Genomic DNA, 19,581 nt, shown 5'->3' on the forward strand with positions numbered 1-19,581 from the left:
TATGATGGATACTATTATTTACTTGTTGATAACCATGGCTTTCTCCGCTTTCTTTTCGGGTATGGAGATTGCTTTTGTTTCCGTAGACAAGCTTCGTTTTGAGATGGAACGGAAACCGGGTGTTACGTCAAGCATCCTTTCCTGTTTCTTCCGTAACCCGAATAATTTTATTTCTACCATGCTGGTGGGAAATAACATTGCGCTGGTTATCTACGGTATCCTTATGGCACAGATTATCGAGGTGAATCTGCTGGCGGGCATGATTGATAATCATTTTGTAATGGTGCTGGTGCAGACCATCATATCCACGCTCATTATCCTTGTAACGGGCGAGTTCCTTCCAAAGACGCTGTTCAAGATTAATCCGAACCTGATGCTGAGGGTGTTTGCTACTCCTTTGTTTGTCTGCTACGTTATTCTGTTTCCCATATCGAAACTTGCTTCCGGACTGTCTTATCTCTTTCTGCGCCTGTTCGGCATGAAGATAAACAAGGAAGCGTCCGACAAGGCGTTCGGTAAGGTCGATTTGGACTATTTCGTGCAGTCGGGCATAGAGAATGCCGCTAATGAGGAAGAGCTGGATGCGGAAGTGAAAATCTTTCAGAATGCGCTTGATTTCTCCAATATCAAGATACGCGATTGCATCGTGCCCCGTACGGAAGTGGTGGCGGTGGATGTGACGGCCTCGCTCGAGGATTTGAAGAGTATGTTTGTGGAGTCGGGCATTTCCAAAATTATTGTGTACGACGGGAATATAGATAATGTAATCGGCTATATCCACTCGTCCGAGATGTTCAGAAACCCGGCGGATTGGAGAAATAATGTCAAGGAAGTGCCCATTGTGCCCGAAACGATGGCGGCGCATAAGCTGATGAAACTTTTTATGCAGCAGAAAAAGACGATTGCCGTTGTAGTGGATGAGTTTGGCGGTACATCCGGTATCGTTTCACTGGAAGATCTGGTAGAAGAAATATTCGGAGATATTGAGGACGAGCATGATAATACTTCCTACATCTGTAAACAGATCGGCGAGCGTGAATATGTGTTGTCAGCTCGTCTTGAGATAGAGAAAGTAAACGAAACGTTCAATCTTGAGCTTCCGGAGTCGGATGAATATCTTACGATAGGCGGATTGATTCTGAGCCGTTATCAAAGCTTCCCGAAGCTGCATGAGGTGATAACCGTCGACGAATATCAGTTCAAGATAATTAAGGTGACAGCCACTAAAATAGAGTTGGTACGGTTGAAAGTCACGGAATAATTCCGTTTCAGCGTAAATTTTTAAAGAATAAATAGATGCGTATTAGCATTTTTTGTATCTTCGTGCGCTAAAATGAACATTGAAAAGAAAATAATAATAAACAAATAATTCATATTAACTAAAATGGCAACATTACAAAACATTCGGTCTAAAGGGCCCTTATTGGTGATTGTTATTGGTTTGGCGCTGTTTGCCTTCATCGCGGGAGACGCGTGGAAAGTACTTCAGCCGCACCAGTCACAAGATGTAGGTGAAGTGAACGGGGAAACAATTTCCGCTCAGGATTTTCAGGCATTGGTAGAGGAATATACGGAAGTAGTGAAATTTTCCAGCGGCTTGAACGCGTTGAGCGATGAACAAACCAACCAGATTAAGGACGAAGTATGGAGAGCATACGTAAACAATAAATTGATTGAGAACGAAGCTGAAAAGTTGGGTTTGACCGTTTCTAAAGCGGAACTTCAGGCTATCATCGACGCCGGTGTACATCCGATGTTGCAGCAGACACCGTTCCGCAATCCGCAGACCGGAGCTTTTGACAAAGATATGTTGAAGAAGTTCCTGGTGGACTATTCTAAGATGAATAAGGCTCAGATGCCGGCTCAATACGCAGAGTACTACAATTCCATGTACAACTTCTGGGCTTTTGTAGAGAAATCACTCGTACAGGCGCGTTTGCAGGAGAAATACCAGGCTCTGATTACGAAGTCTTTGTTCTCTAACCCTGTTGAAGCGGAAGATGCTTTCAATGCGCGCGTAGACCAGTCTGACCTGTTGTTGGCCGCCGTTCCTTATTCCTCTATCGTAGACTCTACAATCGTTATTAAGGAATCCGACCTGAAAGATGCTTATGACAAGAAGAAAGAGCAATTCAGACAATATGTGGAAACCCGCAACATCAAGTATATCGATGTACAGGTTACCGCAAGCCCGGAAGACAAAGCCGATATTCAGAAAGAGGTGGAAGAATATACTGCACAGTTGGCCGAAAATCCTTCCGATTATGCAAATTTCGTCCGTTCAACCGGTTCTACCCAGCAGTATGTTGACTTGTTCTACACAGACAAGGCGTTGCCTGCCGACGTTGTTGCCCGTTTGGATTCTGTAAAGGTAGGCGGTGTATACGGTCCTTACTACAATGCGTCGGACAATACAATCAACTCTTTCAAGAAACTGGCTATTGCCGCTATGGCCGACTCTATCCAATACCGCCAGATTCAGGTTGTTGCGGAAGACGCTGCCAAGACCAAAACTTTGGCTGACAGTATCTATACTGCCATCAAGGGTGGCGCGGACTTTGCCGAAATCGCTAAAAAGTACGGCCAGACCGGCGAAGCGACATGGATTTCTTCTGCCAACTACGAAGGCGCTCAAGTGGATGGTGACAATTTGAAGTATATCGCGGCTATCACTACTTTAGGTCAGAACGAGTTGACTAACCTCGCTTTGGGGCAGGCGAACGTTATCCTGCAAGTGATGAACAAGAAAGCTGTGAAAGATAAATATAAAGTAGCCGTTATCAAGCGTCCGGTTGAATTCAGCAAGGAAACTTATAGCAAGGCATACAATGACTTCAGTCAATTCATCGCTACCAACAATACGCTGGATAAGCTGACCGCCAATGCGGAAGATGCCGGTTACAGACTGTTGGATAGAGCCGACTTGTATAGCTCTGAGCACAATATCGGTGGTGTGAAAGGAACAAAAGAAGCTCTGAAATGGGCGTTTGCCGCAAAAGCAGGTGAAGTTTCAGGTCTGTACGAATGTGGCGAAAGCGATCACATGATGGTAGTAGCCGTTACACGCATCGTTCCGGAAGGCTATCGTCCGTTGTCTATGGTACAGGATCAGTTGAGAAGCGAAATCCTCCGTGACAAGAAAGCCGAGAAGATTATGGCTGATATGAAGGCTGCCGGCGCAACTTCTTTCGACCAGTATAAGAACATGGCAAATGCAGTTAGCGACTCTGTTAAGCACGTGACTTTCGCGGCTCCGGCTTATGTTCCGGCGTTGCGTAGCAGCGAACCGCTGGTAGGCGCTTATGCTTCTATCGCTGAGCTGAACAAGTTGAGCACTCCTATCAAAGGCAATGGTGGCGTATTCGTTCTTCAGCCTTATGCCAAGGACAAACTGAACGAAACTTATAATCAGGAAACGGAAGAAGCTACATTGGAGAATATGCACGCACGTATGGCAAGCCAGTTCATCAATGACCTGTATCTGAATGCGGATGTAAAGGATAACCGCTATCTGTACTTCTAAGAAAGTAGAATAAACTTTAGAATACTTGGAGAAGCCGTTCGATAAATGTCGAACGGCTTTTTCATTTGTGCAACTTTATTCATACCTTTGCAAAAGATAATTTATCGGTGAATAAACTATCTTGTTATCGTAAATATGCAATTAGAATGAAACAACCTCTTTTAGGTCTTACCTTAACCGAACTTCAGGCAGTCGTAAAGAATCTGGGGATGCCCGGATTTGCAGCCAAACAGATCGCTTCGTGGCTATATGACAAAAAAGCAGCTTCCATAGATGAAATGACAAACCTGTCGTTGAAACACCGGGAGCTGTTGAAAGAGATATATGAAGTAGGGGGTGAGGCGCCGGTGGATGCCATGCGCTCGGCAGACGGTACGGTGAAGTATCTTTATCGTGCCGGAGAGGGGCATTATGTGGAAGCTGTTTACATTCCGGATGAGGACAGGGCTACGCTGTGCGTATCTTCCCAAGTAGGGTGTAAGATGAACTGCAAGTTTTGCATGACCGGCAAGCAGGGGTTCACCGCCAATCTGACCGCCAACCAGATTATCAACCAGATTAATTCTCTGCCCGAACGGGACAAGCTGACCAATGTGGTGATGATGGGTATGGGAGAACCGTTGGATAATCTCGATGAGGTGTTGAAGGCGTTGGAAGTGATGACATCGTCCTATGGCTACGGTTGGAGCCCGAAGCGGATTACGCTCTCTTCCGTCGGGCTTCGTAAGGGTTTGCAACGCTTCATTGAAGAGTCGGACTGTCATTTGGCAATCAGCCTGCACTCGCCCGTGCCTTTGCAGCGACGCGAACTGATGCCTGCCGAAAAGGCTTTCTCCATTGCCGAGATTGTAGAACTGTTAAGAAACTATGATTTTAGTAAACAGCGCAGACTATCTTTCGAGTATATTGTTTTTAAGGGAGTGAACGATTCGCTGTTGTATGCCAAGGAGTTGCTGAAGCTGTTGCGAGGTTTGGACTGCCGCGTCAATCTGATTCGTTTTCATGCGATTCCGGGAGTTGATCTGGAAGGTGCCGATATGGAGACGATGACAACGCTTCGCGATTATCTGACGTCGCATGGATTGTTTACTACGATTCGCGCTTCCCGCGGTGAGGATATATTCGCTGCATGCGGTATGCTTTCAACGGCTAAACAGGAAGAGAATAAAGAAGAATTAATATAAATTATTAACTTTGCCGTCAAGCTTATATGGCTTTTTCGTAGCTTTGTAAAAACTAAAACATATAGATATATGAAGAAACACCTGTTTTATTTGAGTATGTCCCTGATACTCGCACTGTTTTCAGCGTGCGGTAATGGCAAGAAGGGTGTGTTTACTCCGACGTCAAGCGGTCGGGCGTATGAAATTTTGGTAGTGGTTGACCAGGGACTGTGGGAACGTCCTGCAGGTCGCGCCCTCTATAACGTGCTTGATTCCGATGTGCCGGGGTTGCCCCAGTCGGAACGTTCATTCCGTATTATGTATACTTCTCCTGCAAACTATGACGCTACATTGAAGTTGATCCGCAATATTATTATTGTCGAGATAAACAAAGACCAGTATACACAGCCCAAGTTTAAGTACGCGAAGGACGTTTATGCCGCTCCGCAATCCATCCTGACTATTCAGGCGCCGGACGAAGCCTCTTTCGAGAAGTTTGTCGAAGAAAACAGACAGGTTATCATCGATTTCTTTACTCGTGCCGAAATGAACCGTCAGATTTCAGTGCTGGAAACCAAGCACAATGATTATGTTTCGACGAAAGTAAAGAGTATGTTCGATTGTGACGTATGGGTTCCCGGTGAACTGACCGCAACCAAACAGGGGGAAAACTTCTTCTGGGCAGGTACGAATGCGGCGACGGGCGATCAGAATTTCGTTATCTACTCTTACCCTTATACGGACAAGGATACATTCACGAAAGAGTACTTTGTGCATAAGCGCGACTCTGTGATGAAAGTCAATATTCCCGGTGCGAGCGAAGGCATGTACATGGAAACCGATTCGTTGATGACAGATGTGCGTCCTATCAATGTACAGGGCGAATATGCTTTGGAAGCCCGCGGCTTGTGGCGTGTGAAGGGCGACTTTATGGGCGGTCCGTACGTGTCTCATGTTCGTTTGGACAAGGCTAACCGGCGTATTATCGTATCCGAGATATTTGTATACTCACCCGATAAGATGAAACGCAATCTGGTACGTCAGATGGAAGCGTCACTGTATACGCTTAGATTGCCGGGAAGCAAACAGGAAGGAAACGAAATGCCTTTGGCGGTAACAAAAGAAAATTCCACTAAAATAGAAAAATAAGAATGGAAGATAACAAAATAAGAGTCGGCATAACTCAGGGAGATATAAACGGAGTGGGATATGAGGTGATTTTAAAAACTTTCTCAGATCCTACGATGCTGGAGCTGTGTACTCCGATTATTTACGGTTCGCCCAAAGTGGCTGCCTATCATCGCAAATCGTTGGATTTGCCGACCAATTTCAGTATTGTAAACTCGGCATCCGAAGCTGCGCCCGACCGTTTGAGTGTGGTGAACTGTACGGACGATGAAGTAAAGGTCGAATTCTCCAAGCCTGATTCAGAGGCGGGTAAAGCCGCTCTCGGCGCTTTGGAAAAAGCGATTGAGGAGTATAAGGCAGGGCTGATTGACGTCATTGTCACGGCTCCTATCAACAAGCATACCATCCAGTCGGAAGAGTTCTCTTTCCCCGGGCATACGGAGTATATCGAGGAGAAGTTGGGCGACGGCAGAAAGGCTTTGATGATTCTGATGAAGGATGACTTCCGGGTGGCATTGGTGACAGGACATATCCCCGTAAGAGAGATCGCATCGACCATTACTAAAGAATTGATACAAGAGAAACTGGTAATCTTCAACCGTTCTCTGAAGCAGGACTTCGGCATCGGAGCACCGCGTATTGCCGTACTTTCTCTGAATCCGCATGCAGGCGATGAGGGGCTGCTGGGTACGGAAGAGCAGGAAATCATCAGTCCTGCCATACAGGAACTGGCAGACAAAGGCATGTTGTGCTACGGACCTTATCCGGCTGACGGCTTTATGGGTTCCGGTAACTTTACCCATTTTGACGGCGTACTGGCAATGTACCACGATCAGGGACTGGCTCCGTTCAAGGCATTGGCCATGGACGAGGGCGTGAACTATACCGCGGGACTTCCGGTAGTGCGTACTTCACCGGCGCATGGCACAGCCTACGACATTGCGGGAAAAGGGCTCGCTTCCGAAGATTCTTTCCGTCAGGCTGTCTATGTGGCAATCGACGTGTTCCGTAACCGTATGCGTGAGAAAGAAGCGCACGCCAATCCTTTGCGGAAACAATATTACGAAAGACGTGACGACAGTGACAAACTGAAACTCGATAGTGTAGAAGAAGATTTGTAGTATGACGAAAGCGGAAATACAACAAGTAAAATTACGTTTTGGCATCATCGGCAATAACGAGGCACTGATGCGTGCCATCGATATTGCCATTCAGGTGGCTCCTACCGATTTGTCGGTGCTGATTACCGGAGAGAGTGGTGTGGGTAAGGAGAGCTTCCCGCAGATAATCCACCAGTACAGCCGGAGAAAGCACGGGCAATACATTGCCGTAAACTGTGGCGCCATTCCCGAAGGGACGATAGATTCGGAGCTTTTCGGTCATGAGAAAGGCGCTTTTACAGGTGCTATCGGCGAACGGAAAGGGTACTTCGGTGAGGCGGACGGCGGAACGATTTTCCTTGATGAAGTAGGCGAACTTCCCATGCCTACGCAAGCCCGTTTGCTTCGTGTGCTCGAGACGGGCGAGTTTATCAAGGTCGGTTCGTCTAAGGTGGAAAAGACGAATGTACGTATCGTAGCCGCCACCAATGTGAATCTTACGCAGGCGATTGCCGACGGGCGCTTCCGCGAAGACTTGTATTACCGTCTTAACACGGTGCCTATTCAGGTTCCGGCTTTGCGTGAACGCGGAGAGGATGTGGTGCTGTTGTTCCGCAAGTTTGCATCGGACTTTGCCGAGAAGTACCGTATGCCTGCGATTCAGCTGACCGAGGACGCCAAGCAATTGCTGCTGGCATATTCATGGCCCGGTAACGTACGCCAGCTGAAGAATATAACGGAACAGATTTCCATCATCGAAACCAATCGCGAAATCAACGCTTCTATTTTGAAGAACTATCTGCCCGAACAGAACAATGCGCAGCGTCTGCCCGCCCTGTTTGGCGTGAAGAATGAGAGCAAGAGCTTTGAGAGCGAGCGCGAGATACTGTATCAGGTGCTTTTCGACATGCGTCAGGATGTGACCGAACTGAAGAAACTGGTACACGAGATTATGACCGAACGGGCTGCTGTGGGAAGTCCGGCCGTAACGCCTGCCGCTTACTATACGCCTGCTCCTGCGGTAGTGGCTTCTGTGCCCGCTGCTGTGCCTACCATAATACATCCTTCCGTAAAACCGGCTCCCGCCATGGATGATGATATCCAAGATACGGAAGAATACGTTGAAGAATCTCTTTCGCTGGATGAAGTGGAGAAAGAGATGATACGCAAAGCTCTCGAAAGGCATCACGGAAAACGCAAAAGTGCGGCCAAGGATTTGAATATATCGGAGCGCACGCTATACAGAAAGATAAAAGAATATGGATTGGATTAAGAAAATAGCGCTGGTATCGGCGTTAGCGGGTGTGGTGTGCGTGGTAGCTTCCTGCCGCATCTCTATGGGACTTGCCCCGATAAGCTCTATCGATTACAGCAAAGTAAAGACTATTACGATTGCCGAATTTCCCAATCGTGCCGAATACGTGTACGCTCCCATGACTACGGAGTTCAACCAGAAACTCAAGGACATGTTTATCCAGCAGACACGTCTGCAACTGGTGAACGCCAACGGCGATTTGGAAATAGACGGTGAGATAACCGGCTATAACCAGTACAACGAGGCTGTGGCTGCGGACGGTTTTTCTTCTAAAGTGAAGCTGACCATGACCGTTAACGTACGTTATGTAAACAACACCAACCATGAGGAAGACTTTGAACAACAGTTCTCCGCCTTCCAGACTTATGATTCGTCCTTGTTGCTGACTGATGTGCAGGACGACCTGATAAGTAAAATGATAAAGGATATCACAGAACAAATATTTAACTCAACCGTAGCTAACTGGTAACCGAGGAATGACTTCTGCCTATTTGCAACAATGGATACAGCATCCTGAAATGTTGGATAAGGACACTTTGTACGAGCTTCGTACATTGGTGGCCCGTTATCCCTATTTCCAGTCGCTCCGGCTGTTATACCTCAAGAATCTTTATTTGCTGCATGACATCACATTCGGTGCGGAACTGCGTAAGGCTGTACTGTATGTGGCGGACAGACGCGTATTGTTCTATCTGATAGAGGGCGACCGTTACACCCTGAAATCCCGGAAATCTCCTTTGCTGTCTTCCAAAGTGCTGGAAGAAGAACCCAGCGTAGACCGTACGCTTTCTTTGATAGACGCTTTCCTTGCAACTGTTCCCGAAGAACATTCGCAAGCTACCGAACTGGATTATGCAATGGATTACACTACGTATCTGTTGCAGGATGACGGTTCGACGGATTCCGAACCAGCCGACGGAAAGGAAGTTCCCAAGCTGCGCGGGCACGAACTGATAGACGGATTTATCCGCAAGAGCGAGTCTACGGAACTGTCCGTATCCGCAAGACCGGTATATCTTGAAGAAGTCCCGGTATCCCCGGAAGAAAAAGAAATATTCTCCGGAGAAGAGGAAATATCTTCCGGGAAAAACGAAAGCGCTCCGACCGCCTTCTCAGAGAATGGTCAGTCGCTTTCCGAAGAAGACGGAGCTAACGGTGAACAGCCCCCGCAGGACAGCCTGGACGATAGCTGTTTTACGGAAACTTTGGCCAAAATCTATATTAAACAGCGTAGATATGATAAAGCGCTTGAAATTATTAAAAAATTAAGTTTGAATTATCCAAAAAAAAATGCTTACTTTGCAGACCAAATAAGATTTTTAGAGAAATTGATTATTAACGCTAAATCAAAATAACAAAATGTACTTATTATTAGTTATCTTAATGGTGATTGCATCCGTGCTGATGTGCTTCATTGTGTTGATTCAGAATTCCAAAGGCGGCGGTCTGGCTTCGGGTTTCTCATCATCCAATCAAATCATGGGTGTACGCAAGACTACTGACTTTCTGGAAAAGGCAACATGGAGCCTCGCTGTATTTTTGGTGGTGATGAGTGTTGCTTCGGCTTACGTCATTCCTTCCGTTTCTCACAAGGGCGGTGATGTAATTCTGGAACAGGCACAACAAGAAGAAAAAACAAACCCGTACAATATGCCCGTAGGTACGGCTGCTCCGCAAGCTGAACAACCGGCCGAGACAGCCCCGGCGGCAACAGCTCCTGCTGCCACGGACGCTGCAGAACCGGCTGCAAACTAATATTCGAGAAATAACCGAATTTCTTGACAGGTGGAATTGTACAATTAATATTGTGCAATTCTGCCTGTTTTTATTTATAGTCTTTTATATTTAGTTACTTTTGCAGCGGGATACTTATTAAAAGCGTATGTTTTATTATACTATCCGTCATGATATATAAACCGAATTTAATTAATCAATTTATTATACTATTGTAATGACAACTACTGACAAAATTCACCAGACGCTCCGCGATTCGGCAGGTATGCGCTGGTTGGTGCTACTGCTTTTGGCGTTCGCCATGTTCTGTTCATATATCTTTATGGACATACTTTCACCTATTAAAGACCTGATGCAGTCCACACGCGGCTGGGATTCGACCGCATTCGGTACGATGCAGGGTTCTGAGACATTCCTTAATGTATTCGTGTTTTTCCTCATCTTCGCGGGTATTATCCTCGATAAAATGGGGGTGCGCTTTACAGCAATCCTTTCCGGAGCTGTGATGCTTGTCGGAGCTACCATCAACTGGTATGCGGTGACGGATGCTTTTCAGGGAAGTGGGCTTCAAACTTGGTTTACCGACAATCTGAACTATATTCCCGGTTTCGATGAACTGGGTATCTCTCCGTTTTATAGAGGTATGCCGGCATCGGCTAAGTTTGCGGCAATAGGTTTCATGATTTTCGGTTGCGGTGTCGAGATGGCGGGAATTACGGTATCCCGCGGTATCGTCAAGTGGTTCAAAGGCCGTGAAATGGCGCTTGCCATGGGTTCCGAAATGGCGCTTGCCCGTTTGGGAGTCGCCACTTGCATGATATTCTCTCCGGTATTCGCCAAGTTAGGGGGCGTTATCGATGTTTCCCGTTCGGTGGCATTTGGCGTTGTATTGTTGCTTATTGCGCTTATCATGTTTATTGTTTACTTCTTTATGGATAAGAAACTCGATGCGCAAACGGGTGAGGCTGAGGAGAAAGACGATCCGTTCAAGATTAGCGATCTCGGTACTATTTTGTCAAGCAGCGGATTCTGGTTGGTGGCTCTTCTTTGCGTGCTTTATTATTCTGCCATATTCCCGTTCCAGAAGTATGCCGTAAATATGTTGCAATGTAATTTGGTATTTAAGGAAGTACCTTCCGACTCTTTCTGGGCTACCAATACGGTGACGATTCTTCAGTATTGCATTATGCTTGTCGTTGCAGGCGCTTCTTTCGCAAGTAATTTTATGAAGAAAGCAAGTATGAAGTACGGTTTGCTTACCCTTGCCGGAGTATTGCTGGCTGTTTTCTGCTATATGGGTTATATGCGCCAGAGCGCGGAAACGGTATTTGCCGTATTCCCTTTGCTTGCTGTGGGTATCACTCCGATATTGGGCAACTACGTCGACCATAAGGGCAAGGCGGCCTCGATGTTGATGATCGGTTCAATGCTGCTCGTGCTTTGTCATCTTACCTTTGCGTTTGTACTTCCTGAGTTCAAAGACAATGCGGTAGGCGGTGTTATGATAGCTTACCTTACCATATTGGTGCTTGGCGCAAGTTTCTCATTGGTTCCCGCTTCTTTATGGCCCAGCGTTCCGAAACTGGTTGATGCCAAGATTATAGGTAGCGCTTATGCGCTTATCTTCTGGGTGCAGAATATCGGTCTTTGGCTTTTTCCGCTTCTTATCGGAAAGGTGCTTGATAAAACAAATACGCAACTTGTGGCTGATTTGAAAAACGGTGTGATTACTCCGGAAGAGGCTGCCGTTTCGTATGATTACACCGCGCCGCTTGTGATGCTGGCCTGCCTTGGCGTTGCCGCTTTGGTACTGGGATTTATCCTTAAGATTGTCGATAAGAAGAAAGGACTTGGTTTGGAAGAACCTAATATCAAAGCTTGATAAGACGGTAATGTCAGATACAAAAGGAAAAGTAAACCTGTTGGATACTGTCCCCGTTCAGTGCGGACATATTACGACCGGATGGGAAGGGGAGTACGCGGTACTTTCCTTTCCCCGGTTTAAGTATGACTGGATGAGACGTTTCTTGTTGCCGAAAAGTATGTCGGCCGATATCCGTGTGAAGCTGGAAGAACATGGTACTGCCGTATGGAGTTTGATAGACGGAAAACGGACAGTACAAGAGATAATCTCTCTGCTTACCGAACATTTCCAAAATGAAGATAACTATCCTTCCCGTGTCACTGCTTACATTATGCAGTTGCAGAAGGATGGGTTTGTTCAGTTGAGAGTTAAAAGTTGAAAGTTAGCTGCGCTATGATGCCGCATGCTAACTTTCAACTCTTGACTTTCAACTCTCTAATTGTTTTCTCTGTCTACCTTTATCAGCCCGCCTGTGGCTGTATCGAACAGTACTTTTACAGTGGAGTTTTTATTGAACAATACAGGCGCAAGGTATTCTATGGTACCGAATTGCGTGATAGGCAGCTCGCCGTCGAATAATTTTTTGTTGTTACCTGTTAATGTAATGTGGGCGCGTCCCGGAACGTTGTAGGCCACTCCGTCGACTTTCTTCTTACCGTCGTCTTCGGGAATGGCGGGAGTTTTCAAGTCGGTTACGGAGATATAATACGGTTCGCCTGCCAAATCATCAGAGGCTACTACACCCAGTCGTTTGGAGAAGCGGAAAGCTACTTCATTGTCCATTTCCTTCGGAGTCAGACGGATTGTAAATGTTTGGGGCTCTTCTTTCAGAGTACCGGAGAACATTTCCGTCATGGCGCGTTCTTGCAGGTTCAGGTTGTCGAGCATGATTTTGAGCTGTGCGCCATCCTGCGGCATATTGTCGGCTTCACCGCGAAGAAGGGCGTTTTTACTTTCACGGATGTTGTAGATTTCTTTGGCTACCAACTCCGCCATTTTAGCTCTGGAACTTGCCATGAGTATCTCTTCCGTAAGGAATTTACGCGGGTCTATAATCTCTTGCGCGGTGGCGGTTATTTTGGTTGCCGGTACCGTACGGTCGCTGAGCGGCATGTTGATGGAACGTACGATTCCGTCTTCGGTAAGCTCCATTAGCGGGGCTACGGTTTTGTCTTTCAGCTTGACGAAGTAAACATTATCTTTATCGGGCACTCCGGTTACACGGGTCTGCAACTTGTCGATGGTCCAATAGATCTCCGGGTCGGCAGATACGTTGTTCATGCGCAGGTAACGGTCTGCATATTTACAGAACTCTCCGGGCATGTACGTATGTTTGGTAGCTTCCACTACAATCTCTATTTCGGTTTTGGGCAGGAGATAAGTTACACCGTAATCCTTACCGCGCATTATGCCGGTGGTGACATCCGTTTGGGCATAGGTACTTGTGGCTATGAAAAGCCCGGCAAGCCATATCATCTTTTTCTTCATACTTCTCTATCGGTTTATAGCTAATTTAAATAACAAAGTTAACGAAGTTCTTTGTTCTTGGAAATTCATTTACGAAAGATTAACTAATTGTGAAATGGCGGGATGAACTGTACACAGACCGGTTTATCGATAAGAATATCTTGCTGTGTGTCTTTTAGCAATCCGTTTTCGGTGTCGCGTTCGTATACTTGGATGACATTGCTGTCTCTGCAAGCCGCCAGCAGGTATTTGCCGTTGGGCGTGATATTGAAATGGCGCGGATGGATGCCGGTAGACTGGTATCCCGCACGGGTTAATGTTCCGTTTACGGTATCTACCGCGAAGATGGCTATACCGTCTCCTTCCAGGCGATTGCTGGCATAGAGGAATTTGCCGTCGGGACTTAAATGGATGTCCGCACTTCCCCGGGCTTGCAGCGAGTCGGCTGCGATACTCTGTATCTGCTCCAGTTTGCCGTCGGTATAACCGAAGGTGATTACTTTACCGGACAGTTCATTGATGAGATAAGCGAACTTACCGTTCGGGCTGAATGTGAGGTGGCGCGGGCCGGAATCGGGAGCGATATCGGTCGCTTCACCGGGCAGGTGGGAGATGTTGCCTTCGGAGCTTAATGTAAAGCGCAGAATACGGTCGGCACTGAAATCGGTGGCGAATATATACTTCCCGTCCGGTGAGAACAGGGCGCAATGGATGTGCGGTACGATTTGGCGAATGGTGTCCGGGCCGTTGGCCGTACCTTTAAAGAGCGCTTCCGCAGGTGATAGCGTACCGTCCTTGCGCAACCGGAATACAGACATGTTTCCGCCGCTGTAATTGGCGGTCAGCACTTCTTTGCCGTTCGTGGATACGTAACAGGGAGCCGCTCCCGGAGTACGTTCGCTGTTCAGCAGGCGGAGATTGCCCGTTTGTTTATCAAAGGCAAGCGCATTGACGGCTGCCGTGCTGTCATTCATCTCGCTTACGGCATAAATGAATTTACCGTCTTCCGATGGCGTGAGGTAGGACGGGTTGGATAGCTCCACCGAGTCGAGCGGCGTGGCCGTACCCGTCTTTTGGTTGAAACGGAAAGAATAGATACCTTTACTTGTTCCGTCGGTGTATGTACCTATCAACATGGATAGTTCGTCTTCACCGCCGTTGACGGTCTTTTGAGGCGTGCAGGCCGCCATACTTAATCCGAGCATACAATAAAGAAGTTTCATTGGAGTTATGAGTTATAAGTTATTTGTTTGTTTTTAGTTCCCGAAAGGAAAAAGTACAAGCGAATAACTTATAACTCATAACTTATAACTTGTATTTTATTCTTTCAGCACTACTTCCGCTATTCCTACGCGGTCGTCATTCAGCACGATGCGCAGGTCGCTGGCGGTAGTTCCCTTGAACGAGTAGGGGATGAGCTGCTCATATTGGCTGACAGTACCCGAATAAACCGTCAGGAATTGCCCGCCACCGCCCGAGAGCTGTATTTCAAACTCTGCCGGCAGCTTGTTATCGCGTTTGAAGGCGATAGATACTTCGTCTACTTTAGCACCGTTCTTTAGAGCAAAGGTAATATAATCTCCCTTATTACCTTGCCAAACGGTGCTGATTTTTCCATCGAGCACGTTCGGGGCATTTTCCATATCGGTACTGGCCGTTACGGGACTGACGGGCTTTTGGCTTTCAAGGGCATGCAGACGGCTCCGGTAGTCTTCTACGGTAAGTATGCCATTCAGCCGGATGTCCTCGGAAGATGCGCCCGCCATGATGGCAAACTCGCCCGGTTCCACTATCCACTTCATATCGGCATTCAGCAGTTCGAGGTGCTTGCGGTCGAGCGTGAAAGTAACCTCTTTGGTTTCTCCCGGTTTCAGACGGATGCGTTCAAAGCCGGCAAGATTCTTTTCGTAGGTGGTAATGCTGCTCAATATATCGCGGGTGTAGAGTTGTACCACTTCATCACCGGCACGTTTGCCGGTATTCGTCACTTTTAGGCGTACGGTGGCTTTTTGGTCGGGCGTGATTACTTTGGGACTGATTTCGAGGTCGGAATACTCAAAAGTGGTATAGCTCAGACCGTAGCCGAAGGGATAAAGCGCGCCGTTGATGCGCGACATATTGCCGTCCGCTCCCGGATTCTTGCCACCGTCAATCTGTGAAGCCGGTTTGCAGGGGAAGTTGAACGGTATTTGTCCGACTGTTTTAGGGAAAGTAACTGTCAGCTTGCCGCCGGGGTTGTAGTCGCCGAAGAGAATGTCGGCTACTGCCGTACCGCCTTTGGAACCCGGATACCAGGCCTCGAGAATGGCGGGGACAAACTTGTCAGCCCAGTTTACGGATAGCGGACGGCCGTTTATCAGTACCAGTACCACAGGTTTACCAGTGGCTTGTACGGCTTGAAGCAATTTCAATTGGCGTCCCGGTAATTCCAGGCTTGTACGCGATTTGTTCTCGCCGCAGGTACGCTGACCGCCGCCCAGTACTACTACCGCCACATCAGCTTGGCGGGCATTGGCAGCGGCACGGTCTATTTCGGCCTGTTCGTCGGGGGTAAGCGGATATTCTATGATTTCGCTTTCCGGCCAATGGGCGTCTACGAGGTCGCAACCTTTGGTATAAAGCACTTCGGCCTTACCTTGCGCTTTTTCTCGGATGCCTTCGAGGACGGTAGTCACCTCTACGGCAAGTGGGCCGTAGTGTGTCAGAGCATAGCCTTCCTCATCGGCGTTCGGGCCGCAGACGGCAATCTTTTTTATCTTATCGATATTCAGCGGCAGTGTGTTATCTGCATTTTTCAGTAATACGACGGACTCGCGGGATGCTTGCAGGGCAACGGCTTCGTTGGCCGCCTTTTCCACTTCGTTATCAGCTCCGGCAAGGTCTGTTTGGTAGGGAGAGTCGAACAGTCCGATAAGGAACTTTACCCGAAGGATGTCGCGCACACGGTCGTTGATGACTTCTTCGCTCAGCCCGCCTTCCTTTACGAGTTCGCGCAGAGGAAGCACGAACGAGTCGGGCGAGCGGAATGTACAACGTACGTTGAGGCCTGCCTCCACACTTTGGCGTACGGCTTCTTTCATGTCTTTGGCGGTGTTGTGCTTGGTATAGAGATACTCCACGGCATCGCTGTCCGACACTACATATCCCCGGAAACCCATTTCCTGGCGCAGGCGGGTTGTCAGCCAGTAGTAGCTGCCCTGAACGGGGATACCGTCGTAGTCGTTATAGGAGCTCATGATGCCCAGTAGTCCGGCTTCGCGGATTACCCGCTTGAAAGGGTAGATATGGATGTTTTCCACTTCGCGCGGCGACATTTGCGGATCGACGCGCGACATGCCTTCACGTGCTCCCTTATTGTTGCTGTAGGCGGCAAAATGTTTGGCAGTGGCGGCTACTTGGTGATTATGTTGCAGTCCGCGTACCATTTCGATACCCAGTTCGGCAACGAGATAGGGAGATTCACCGTAGACTTCCTCATAACGTCCCCAGCGCTGGTCGCGGCCTACATCGAGGATGGGGGCGTAGACGTTGGTGTAGCCCAGCATACGGGCTTCCCGCCCAGTGATAAGTCCGACTTGGCGGATTAGCTCACGGTTCCATGTATGTCCTAAGCCCAGTTGGGTGGGGAAGTTGGTGGCTTTGTAACTTTCCACGCCACGGATGCCTTCATTGGTGAAGTCTACGGGGATGCCGAGGCGGGTATCTTCAACGAAGAAACGTTGTACTTCGTTCAACGCCCAGGCGTGGCGTGAGGCAGGCCAGACGTTTTCATTGTCCGAGGGGGGAAGTCCCCATTGCTGGAAACCGTTCAGATGCTCGTCGATGGCTCCGATACCGTCTTTCCAAAGCATCTGTTTCCATTCGGGAGTGGGAAGATCGTCTTTCAGTACCCGTTTGTAGCCGTAGAGGGTAACCATCTGGCAGGTTTTTTCTTCGAGTGTCATCTGTTGCAAAAGGTTTTCGATGCGGTCGTCGAGTGTTGCGGCGGGATCTTCGTATATGTCTTTAACACCGTTTTTGTTGAAATCTATCCAACCCTTGCGGTACATTTCGCTTTTTACCGGTTTGTAGTGTGCCGGTACTTTTGTAGTTTTCTGTGCAGACAGTAATGTGCCACTGCCTAATAACAAGGTAGCTACAATTAATTTTTTCATGGTATGGTATGTTTTTTATAGTTTTCTTCGGGTGTCAAAGATAATGAGTTTTAGAGACAGGAAAGGATAAAATTGTCCGAAGTACGGGTATTTATTGTACATACTGTATCGGGATAGGATGATAGCTGCGGATAATGGCGTTTGTGCCTTTGACTGATAGATTATATGGTTGATATCTTTTCGTTGATTAAGTCAGTGTCTCTCTGTCATAAGGTGATTTATGATTAAAAGGCTTATAATATCATATTATAAGCCTTTTAATATAGTATTATGAGCCTTTTAATAGTCTCTCGGTCGTGAGGCTATTATGGCTTTGATAGAAACCTTGTTTTATTTAGGGGTATCATTACAGGTAATCACAAATAATGTATATTTAATATATTATTGTTTGCGGTTGTTGCTATTTGTTGTTGGATTGGCCGATTAAGTAGTTAATAGTGTTGGTTGCAAGTTTTGTAAGATTACTATGCATGCTATTACTTTCTTCATTGGAGTTTTTCCACTCAAAAGACGGGTCTCCAATAACAATGGCTTTTCCACTATTCTCGCGTGGCGAAAATTCTGCGACACGAATAGTCGTACCAGTGTTACTACCGTCTGAACCTAATTGAGTGCCTCCCGTTGCAGTTTGCCATGCATTTATATCATCATATTTTTCTGCTTCATCATTAATATTCCATTGAAGAACCCGATTACTGTTTTTATAGCCGGCATCTTCTGCATGTAATGGGAGCCAATGTTCATTGAACGTAATATTGTTAAATAATGGATGATAGATATTGTTACAATAAAGACTTTTATTAAAGTCCACATTATCATTTCCACCCCAGTAATTCTTAGGATATGACCCATTTTTGGAAATTCCCCACTTACCGATAAAACGGGCGGCATCGCGTGATGCTAATATATTTCCACCTGTTTGAAAATATGATTTAATAGCTTCGTTAGCGTTATCTACTATTGCATCGTTATTTGTATTTGCTTCCGTCCAATCAAAGTGTGTCCAAATCATTTTGTATCTATCAAGATTGATATTATTTTCAGTGATTTGGTTGATGCTGATGTATTCAGAGTTTTCAATATTTTGTATCATCCATGTTGCAGCAGCCTTTGCCTCCTCTGTTAGTTCTTCTATATTATCTGCAATACCGATAAAGGCTTTCTTACCCGGTTTATTCTCATTCCACCCCTCTATTGTATTATTATCAAGAGTAATGGTAGCGTGGATTTTGCCGTTTCTTACTTCTGCATTAATGGTATATGAGTTATTTGGTTCGAACTTATTACCGAGCAGAATGAATGATGTCTTTAGATTATCATCCTTATCTCCAATCTGTAAGTCGAGAGATTCGGTATTTTGTGGGTAGATGATACGGACGATTTCCATTTCTGTACCACTCGTTGTAGAGTTTAAGTTTCCAAGTGACCAGTCATTTACTACATTACCATTAGGGCTTGCGATACCGGATTTTATGTTAAATGTTCCTTTGTGCTTCAAACCGCCTAATATAATACTTTTGTTTTCTATTGGTGTGGCATCGGTTACTTTAATTTTCAGTCGGATACGTGCCATTTTGTGTTGGAAAGCAAAGTTTATTTTCTGATTTGCATTCCCCTCAATATACTTTCCTTTAGAAGAAGCAAATAGAAAATCAATCTTCTTTTGTTCTTCTTCCGTAGTAGCAGTATTGGCTTCGATAATGCCATCTTCGTTATCAGTATACGGATAATACGCTGTGAAAACCATTTTATTCTCTGAGGTATAGGCTATCTCGTCTTGTTCTGTTCCAGCCCAAGAGAATGTGGTAGACTCTCCGGTTATATCCGCTTTGTATTGTACGTTTGTATATTTAGGAGTGGATGTTGTTCCTACTATTTCAGAAGCCGATATGCCTACAAGGTCACCTATTTCCCACTCACTGTTTGTCGTTACGCGAGTAGTGATACCTGCTGAGAAGTCCACAGCCACGGGTTGTGCCAGTTGCTTGCCCTCACCTTGGCCGAGAATATCGTCTTCGTCGTCATTGCTGCATGCCGTAAAGGTCAATGTCAGTGTTGTAAAGGTCAACGCCAAAAGCCTGAAGGCTAACTTTGATGAAATAAGAGTAGATAGTTTTGTTTTCATGATATTTG

General features: G+C 46.7%; 15 protein-coding genes. 11 read left to right on the plus strand and 4 right to left on the minus strand.

Features of this window, described 5'->3' with window-relative positions; all coding sequences use genetic code 11:
• Window positions 1-4 precede the first annotated feature (4 nt).
• The 11 genes from BHV73_RS02650 to BHV73_RS02700 all read left to right on the plus strand — a co-directional run bounded on the left by BHV73_RS02650 (window position 5) and on the right by BHV73_RS02700 (window position 12,206).
• Window positions 5-1,261: a hemolysin family protein gene (locus BHV73_RS02650; RefSeq protein ID WP_087412856.1), complete on the plus strand. Its 1,257-nt coding sequence runs from the start codon at window positions 5-7 to the stop codon at window positions 1,259-1,261.
• A 123-nt stretch (window positions 1,262-1,384) separates the two neighbouring features.
• Window positions 1,385-3,523 carry a peptidylprolyl isomerase gene (locus BHV73_RS02655; RefSeq protein ID WP_286736266.1) on the plus strand — a complete coding sequence of 713 codons (2,139 nt, stop codon included), beginning with the start codon at window positions 1,385-1,387 and terminating at the stop codon, window positions 3,521-3,523.
• A gap of 146 nt (window positions 3,524-3,669) precedes the next feature.
• Complete coding sequence (gene rlmN / locus BHV73_RS02660) at window positions 3,670-4,707, plus strand: dual-specificity RNA methyltransferase RlmN (protein WP_009122478.1); 1,038 nt, start codon at window positions 3,670-3,672, stop codon at window positions 4,705-4,707.
• A 69-nt stretch (window positions 4,708-4,776) separates the two neighbouring features.
• Window positions 4,777-5,835, plus strand: coding sequence for a DUF4837 family protein (locus tag BHV73_RS02665; RefSeq protein ID WP_009122477.1), 1,059 nt, complete (start codon window positions 4,777-4,779; stop codon window positions 5,833-5,835).
• 2 nt (window positions 5,836-5,837) lie between these two features.
• Window positions 5,838-6,935 carry a 4-hydroxythreonine-4-phosphate dehydrogenase PdxA gene (gene pdxA, locus BHV73_RS02670; RefSeq protein WP_009122476.1) on the plus strand — a complete coding sequence of 366 codons (1,098 nt, stop codon included), beginning with the start codon at window positions 5,838-5,840 and terminating at the stop codon, window positions 6,933-6,935.
• Window position 6,936: 1 nt separating this feature from the next.
• Window positions 6,937-8,187, plus strand: a complete 1,251-nt coding sequence (locus BHV73_RS02675) for a sigma-54 interaction domain-containing protein (protein ID WP_009122475.1) — start codon at window positions 6,937-6,939, stop codon at window positions 8,185-8,187.
• Window positions 8,174-8,698 carry an LptE family protein gene (locus BHV73_RS02680; protein ID WP_009122474.1) on the plus strand — a complete coding sequence of 175 codons (525 nt, stop codon included), beginning with the start codon at window positions 8,174-8,176 and terminating at the stop codon, window positions 8,696-8,698. The genes BHV73_RS02675 and BHV73_RS02680 overlap by 14 nt, the downstream gene beginning before the upstream one ends.
• Before the next feature lie 7 nt (window positions 8,699-8,705).
• Window positions 8,706-9,584 (plus strand): DUF8458 domain-containing protein, encoded by an 879-nt coding sequence (locus BHV73_RS02685; protein ID WP_286736273.1) that lies wholly within the window; start codon window positions 8,706-8,708, stop codon window positions 9,582-9,584.
• Between the two features lie 4 nt (window positions 9,585-9,588).
• Window positions 9,589-9,984 carry a preprotein translocase subunit SecG gene (gene secG / locus BHV73_RS02690; RefSeq protein ID WP_009122472.1) on the plus strand — a complete coding sequence of 132 codons (396 nt, stop codon included), beginning with the start codon at window positions 9,589-9,591 and terminating at the stop codon, window positions 9,982-9,984.
• A gap of 196 nt (window positions 9,985-10,180) precedes the next feature.
• On the plus strand, window positions 10,181-11,845 hold the full coding sequence (locus BHV73_RS02695) for an MFS transporter (RefSeq protein WP_009122471.1): 1,665 nt from the start codon (window positions 10,181-10,183) through the stop codon (window positions 11,843-11,845).
• A 10-nt stretch (window positions 11,846-11,855) separates the two neighbouring features.
• Window positions 11,856-12,206: a PqqD family protein gene (locus BHV73_RS02700; protein WP_118466775.1), complete on the plus strand. Its 351-nt coding sequence runs from the start codon at window positions 11,856-11,858 to the stop codon at window positions 12,204-12,206.
• 56 nt (window positions 12,207-12,262) lie between these two features.
• Here BHV73_RS02700 and BHV73_RS02705 read toward each other — a convergent pair whose 3' ends face one another.
• The 4 genes from BHV73_RS02705 to BHV73_RS02720 form a co-directional block, all read right to left on the minus strand.
• On the minus strand, window positions 12,263-13,315 hold the full coding sequence (locus BHV73_RS02705; protein ID WP_286736279.1) for a DUF4831 family protein: 1,053 nt from the start codon (window positions 13,313-13,315) through the stop codon (window positions 12,263-12,265).
• A gap of 83 nt (window positions 13,316-13,398) precedes the next feature.
• The gene (locus BHV73_RS02710) at window positions 13,399-14,517 is read right to left on the minus strand and encodes a lactonase family protein (RefSeq protein WP_286736281.1); all 1,119 of its coding nucleotides are present in this window, start codon (window positions 14,515-14,517) and stop codon (window positions 13,399-13,401) included.
• 96 nt (window positions 14,518-14,613) lie between these two features.
• The gene (locus BHV73_RS02715) at window positions 14,614-17,448 is read right to left on the minus strand and encodes a glycoside hydrolase family 3 N-terminal domain-containing protein (RefSeq protein ID WP_286736283.1); all 2,835 of its coding nucleotides are present in this window, start codon (window positions 17,446-17,448) and stop codon (window positions 14,614-14,616) included.
• Between the two features lie 400 nt (window positions 17,449-17,848).
• The gene (locus BHV73_RS02720; RefSeq protein WP_286736286.1) at window positions 17,849-19,573 is read right to left on the minus strand and encodes a DUF4960 domain-containing protein; all 1,725 of its coding nucleotides are present in this window, start codon (window positions 19,571-19,573) and stop codon (window positions 17,849-17,851) included.
• Window positions 19,574-19,581: the final 8 nt, after the last annotated feature.

This window comes from Bacteroides sp. 44_46 (assembly GCF_001915465.1).
Lineage (GTDB): Bacteria > Bacteroidota > Bacteroidia > Bacteroidales > Bacteroidaceae > Bacteroides > Bacteroides clarus.

What these genes read in the sequence shown, in the direction of transcription:
- BHV73_RS02650 (WP_087412856.1), top strand. Translation starts at nt 5, where the DNA reads ATGGATACTATTATTTACTTGTTGATAACCATGGCTTTCTCCGCTTTC.
- BHV73_RS02655 (WP_286736266.1), top strand. Translation starts at nt 1,385, where the DNA reads ATGGCAACATTACAAAACATTCGGTCTAAAGGGCCCTTATTGGTGATT.
- rlmN (WP_009122478.1), top strand. Translation starts at nt 3,670, where the DNA reads ATGAAACAACCTCTTTTAGGTCTTACCTTAACCGAACTTCAGGCAGTC.
- BHV73_RS02665 (WP_009122477.1), top strand. Translation starts at nt 4,777, where the DNA reads ATGAAGAAACACCTGTTTTATTTGAGTATGTCCCTGATACTCGCACTG.
- pdxA (WP_009122476.1), top strand. Translation starts at nt 5,838, where the DNA reads ATGGAAGATAACAAAATAAGAGTCGGCATAACTCAGGGAGATATAAAC.
- BHV73_RS02675 (WP_009122475.1), top strand. Translation starts at nt 6,937, where the DNA reads ATGACGAAAGCGGAAATACAACAAGTAAAATTACGTTTTGGCATCATC.
- BHV73_RS02680 (WP_009122474.1), top strand. Translation starts at nt 8,174, where the DNA reads ATGGATTGGATTAAGAAAATAGCGCTGGTATCGGCGTTAGCGGGTGTG.
- BHV73_RS02685 (WP_286736273.1), top strand. Translation starts at nt 8,706, where the DNA reads ATGACTTCTGCCTATTTGCAACAATGGATACAGCATCCTGAAATGTTG.
- secG (WP_009122472.1), top strand. Translation starts at nt 9,589, where the DNA reads ATGTACTTATTATTAGTTATCTTAATGGTGATTGCATCCGTGCTGATG.
- BHV73_RS02695 (WP_009122471.1), top strand. Translation starts at nt 10,181, where the DNA reads ATGACAACTACTGACAAAATTCACCAGACGCTCCGCGATTCGGCAGGT.
- BHV73_RS02700 (WP_118466775.1), top strand. Translation starts at nt 11,856, where the DNA reads ATGTCAGATACAAAAGGAAAAGTAAACCTGTTGGATACTGTCCCCGTT.
- BHV73_RS02705 (WP_286736279.1), bottom strand. Translation starts at nt 13,315, where the DNA reads ATGAAGAAAAAGATGATATGGCTTGCCGGGCTTTTCATAGCCACAAGT.
- BHV73_RS02710 (WP_286736281.1), bottom strand. Translation starts at nt 14,517, where the DNA reads ATGAAACTTCTTTATTGTATGCTCGGATTAAGTATGGCGGCCTGCACG.
- BHV73_RS02715 (WP_286736283.1), bottom strand. Translation starts at nt 17,448, where the DNA reads ATGAAAAAATTAATTGTAGCTACCTTGTTATTAGGCAGTGGCACATTA.
- BHV73_RS02720 (WP_286736286.1), bottom strand. Translation starts at nt 19,573, where the DNA reads ATGAAAACAAAACTATCTACTCTTATTTCATCAAAGTTAGCCTTCAGG.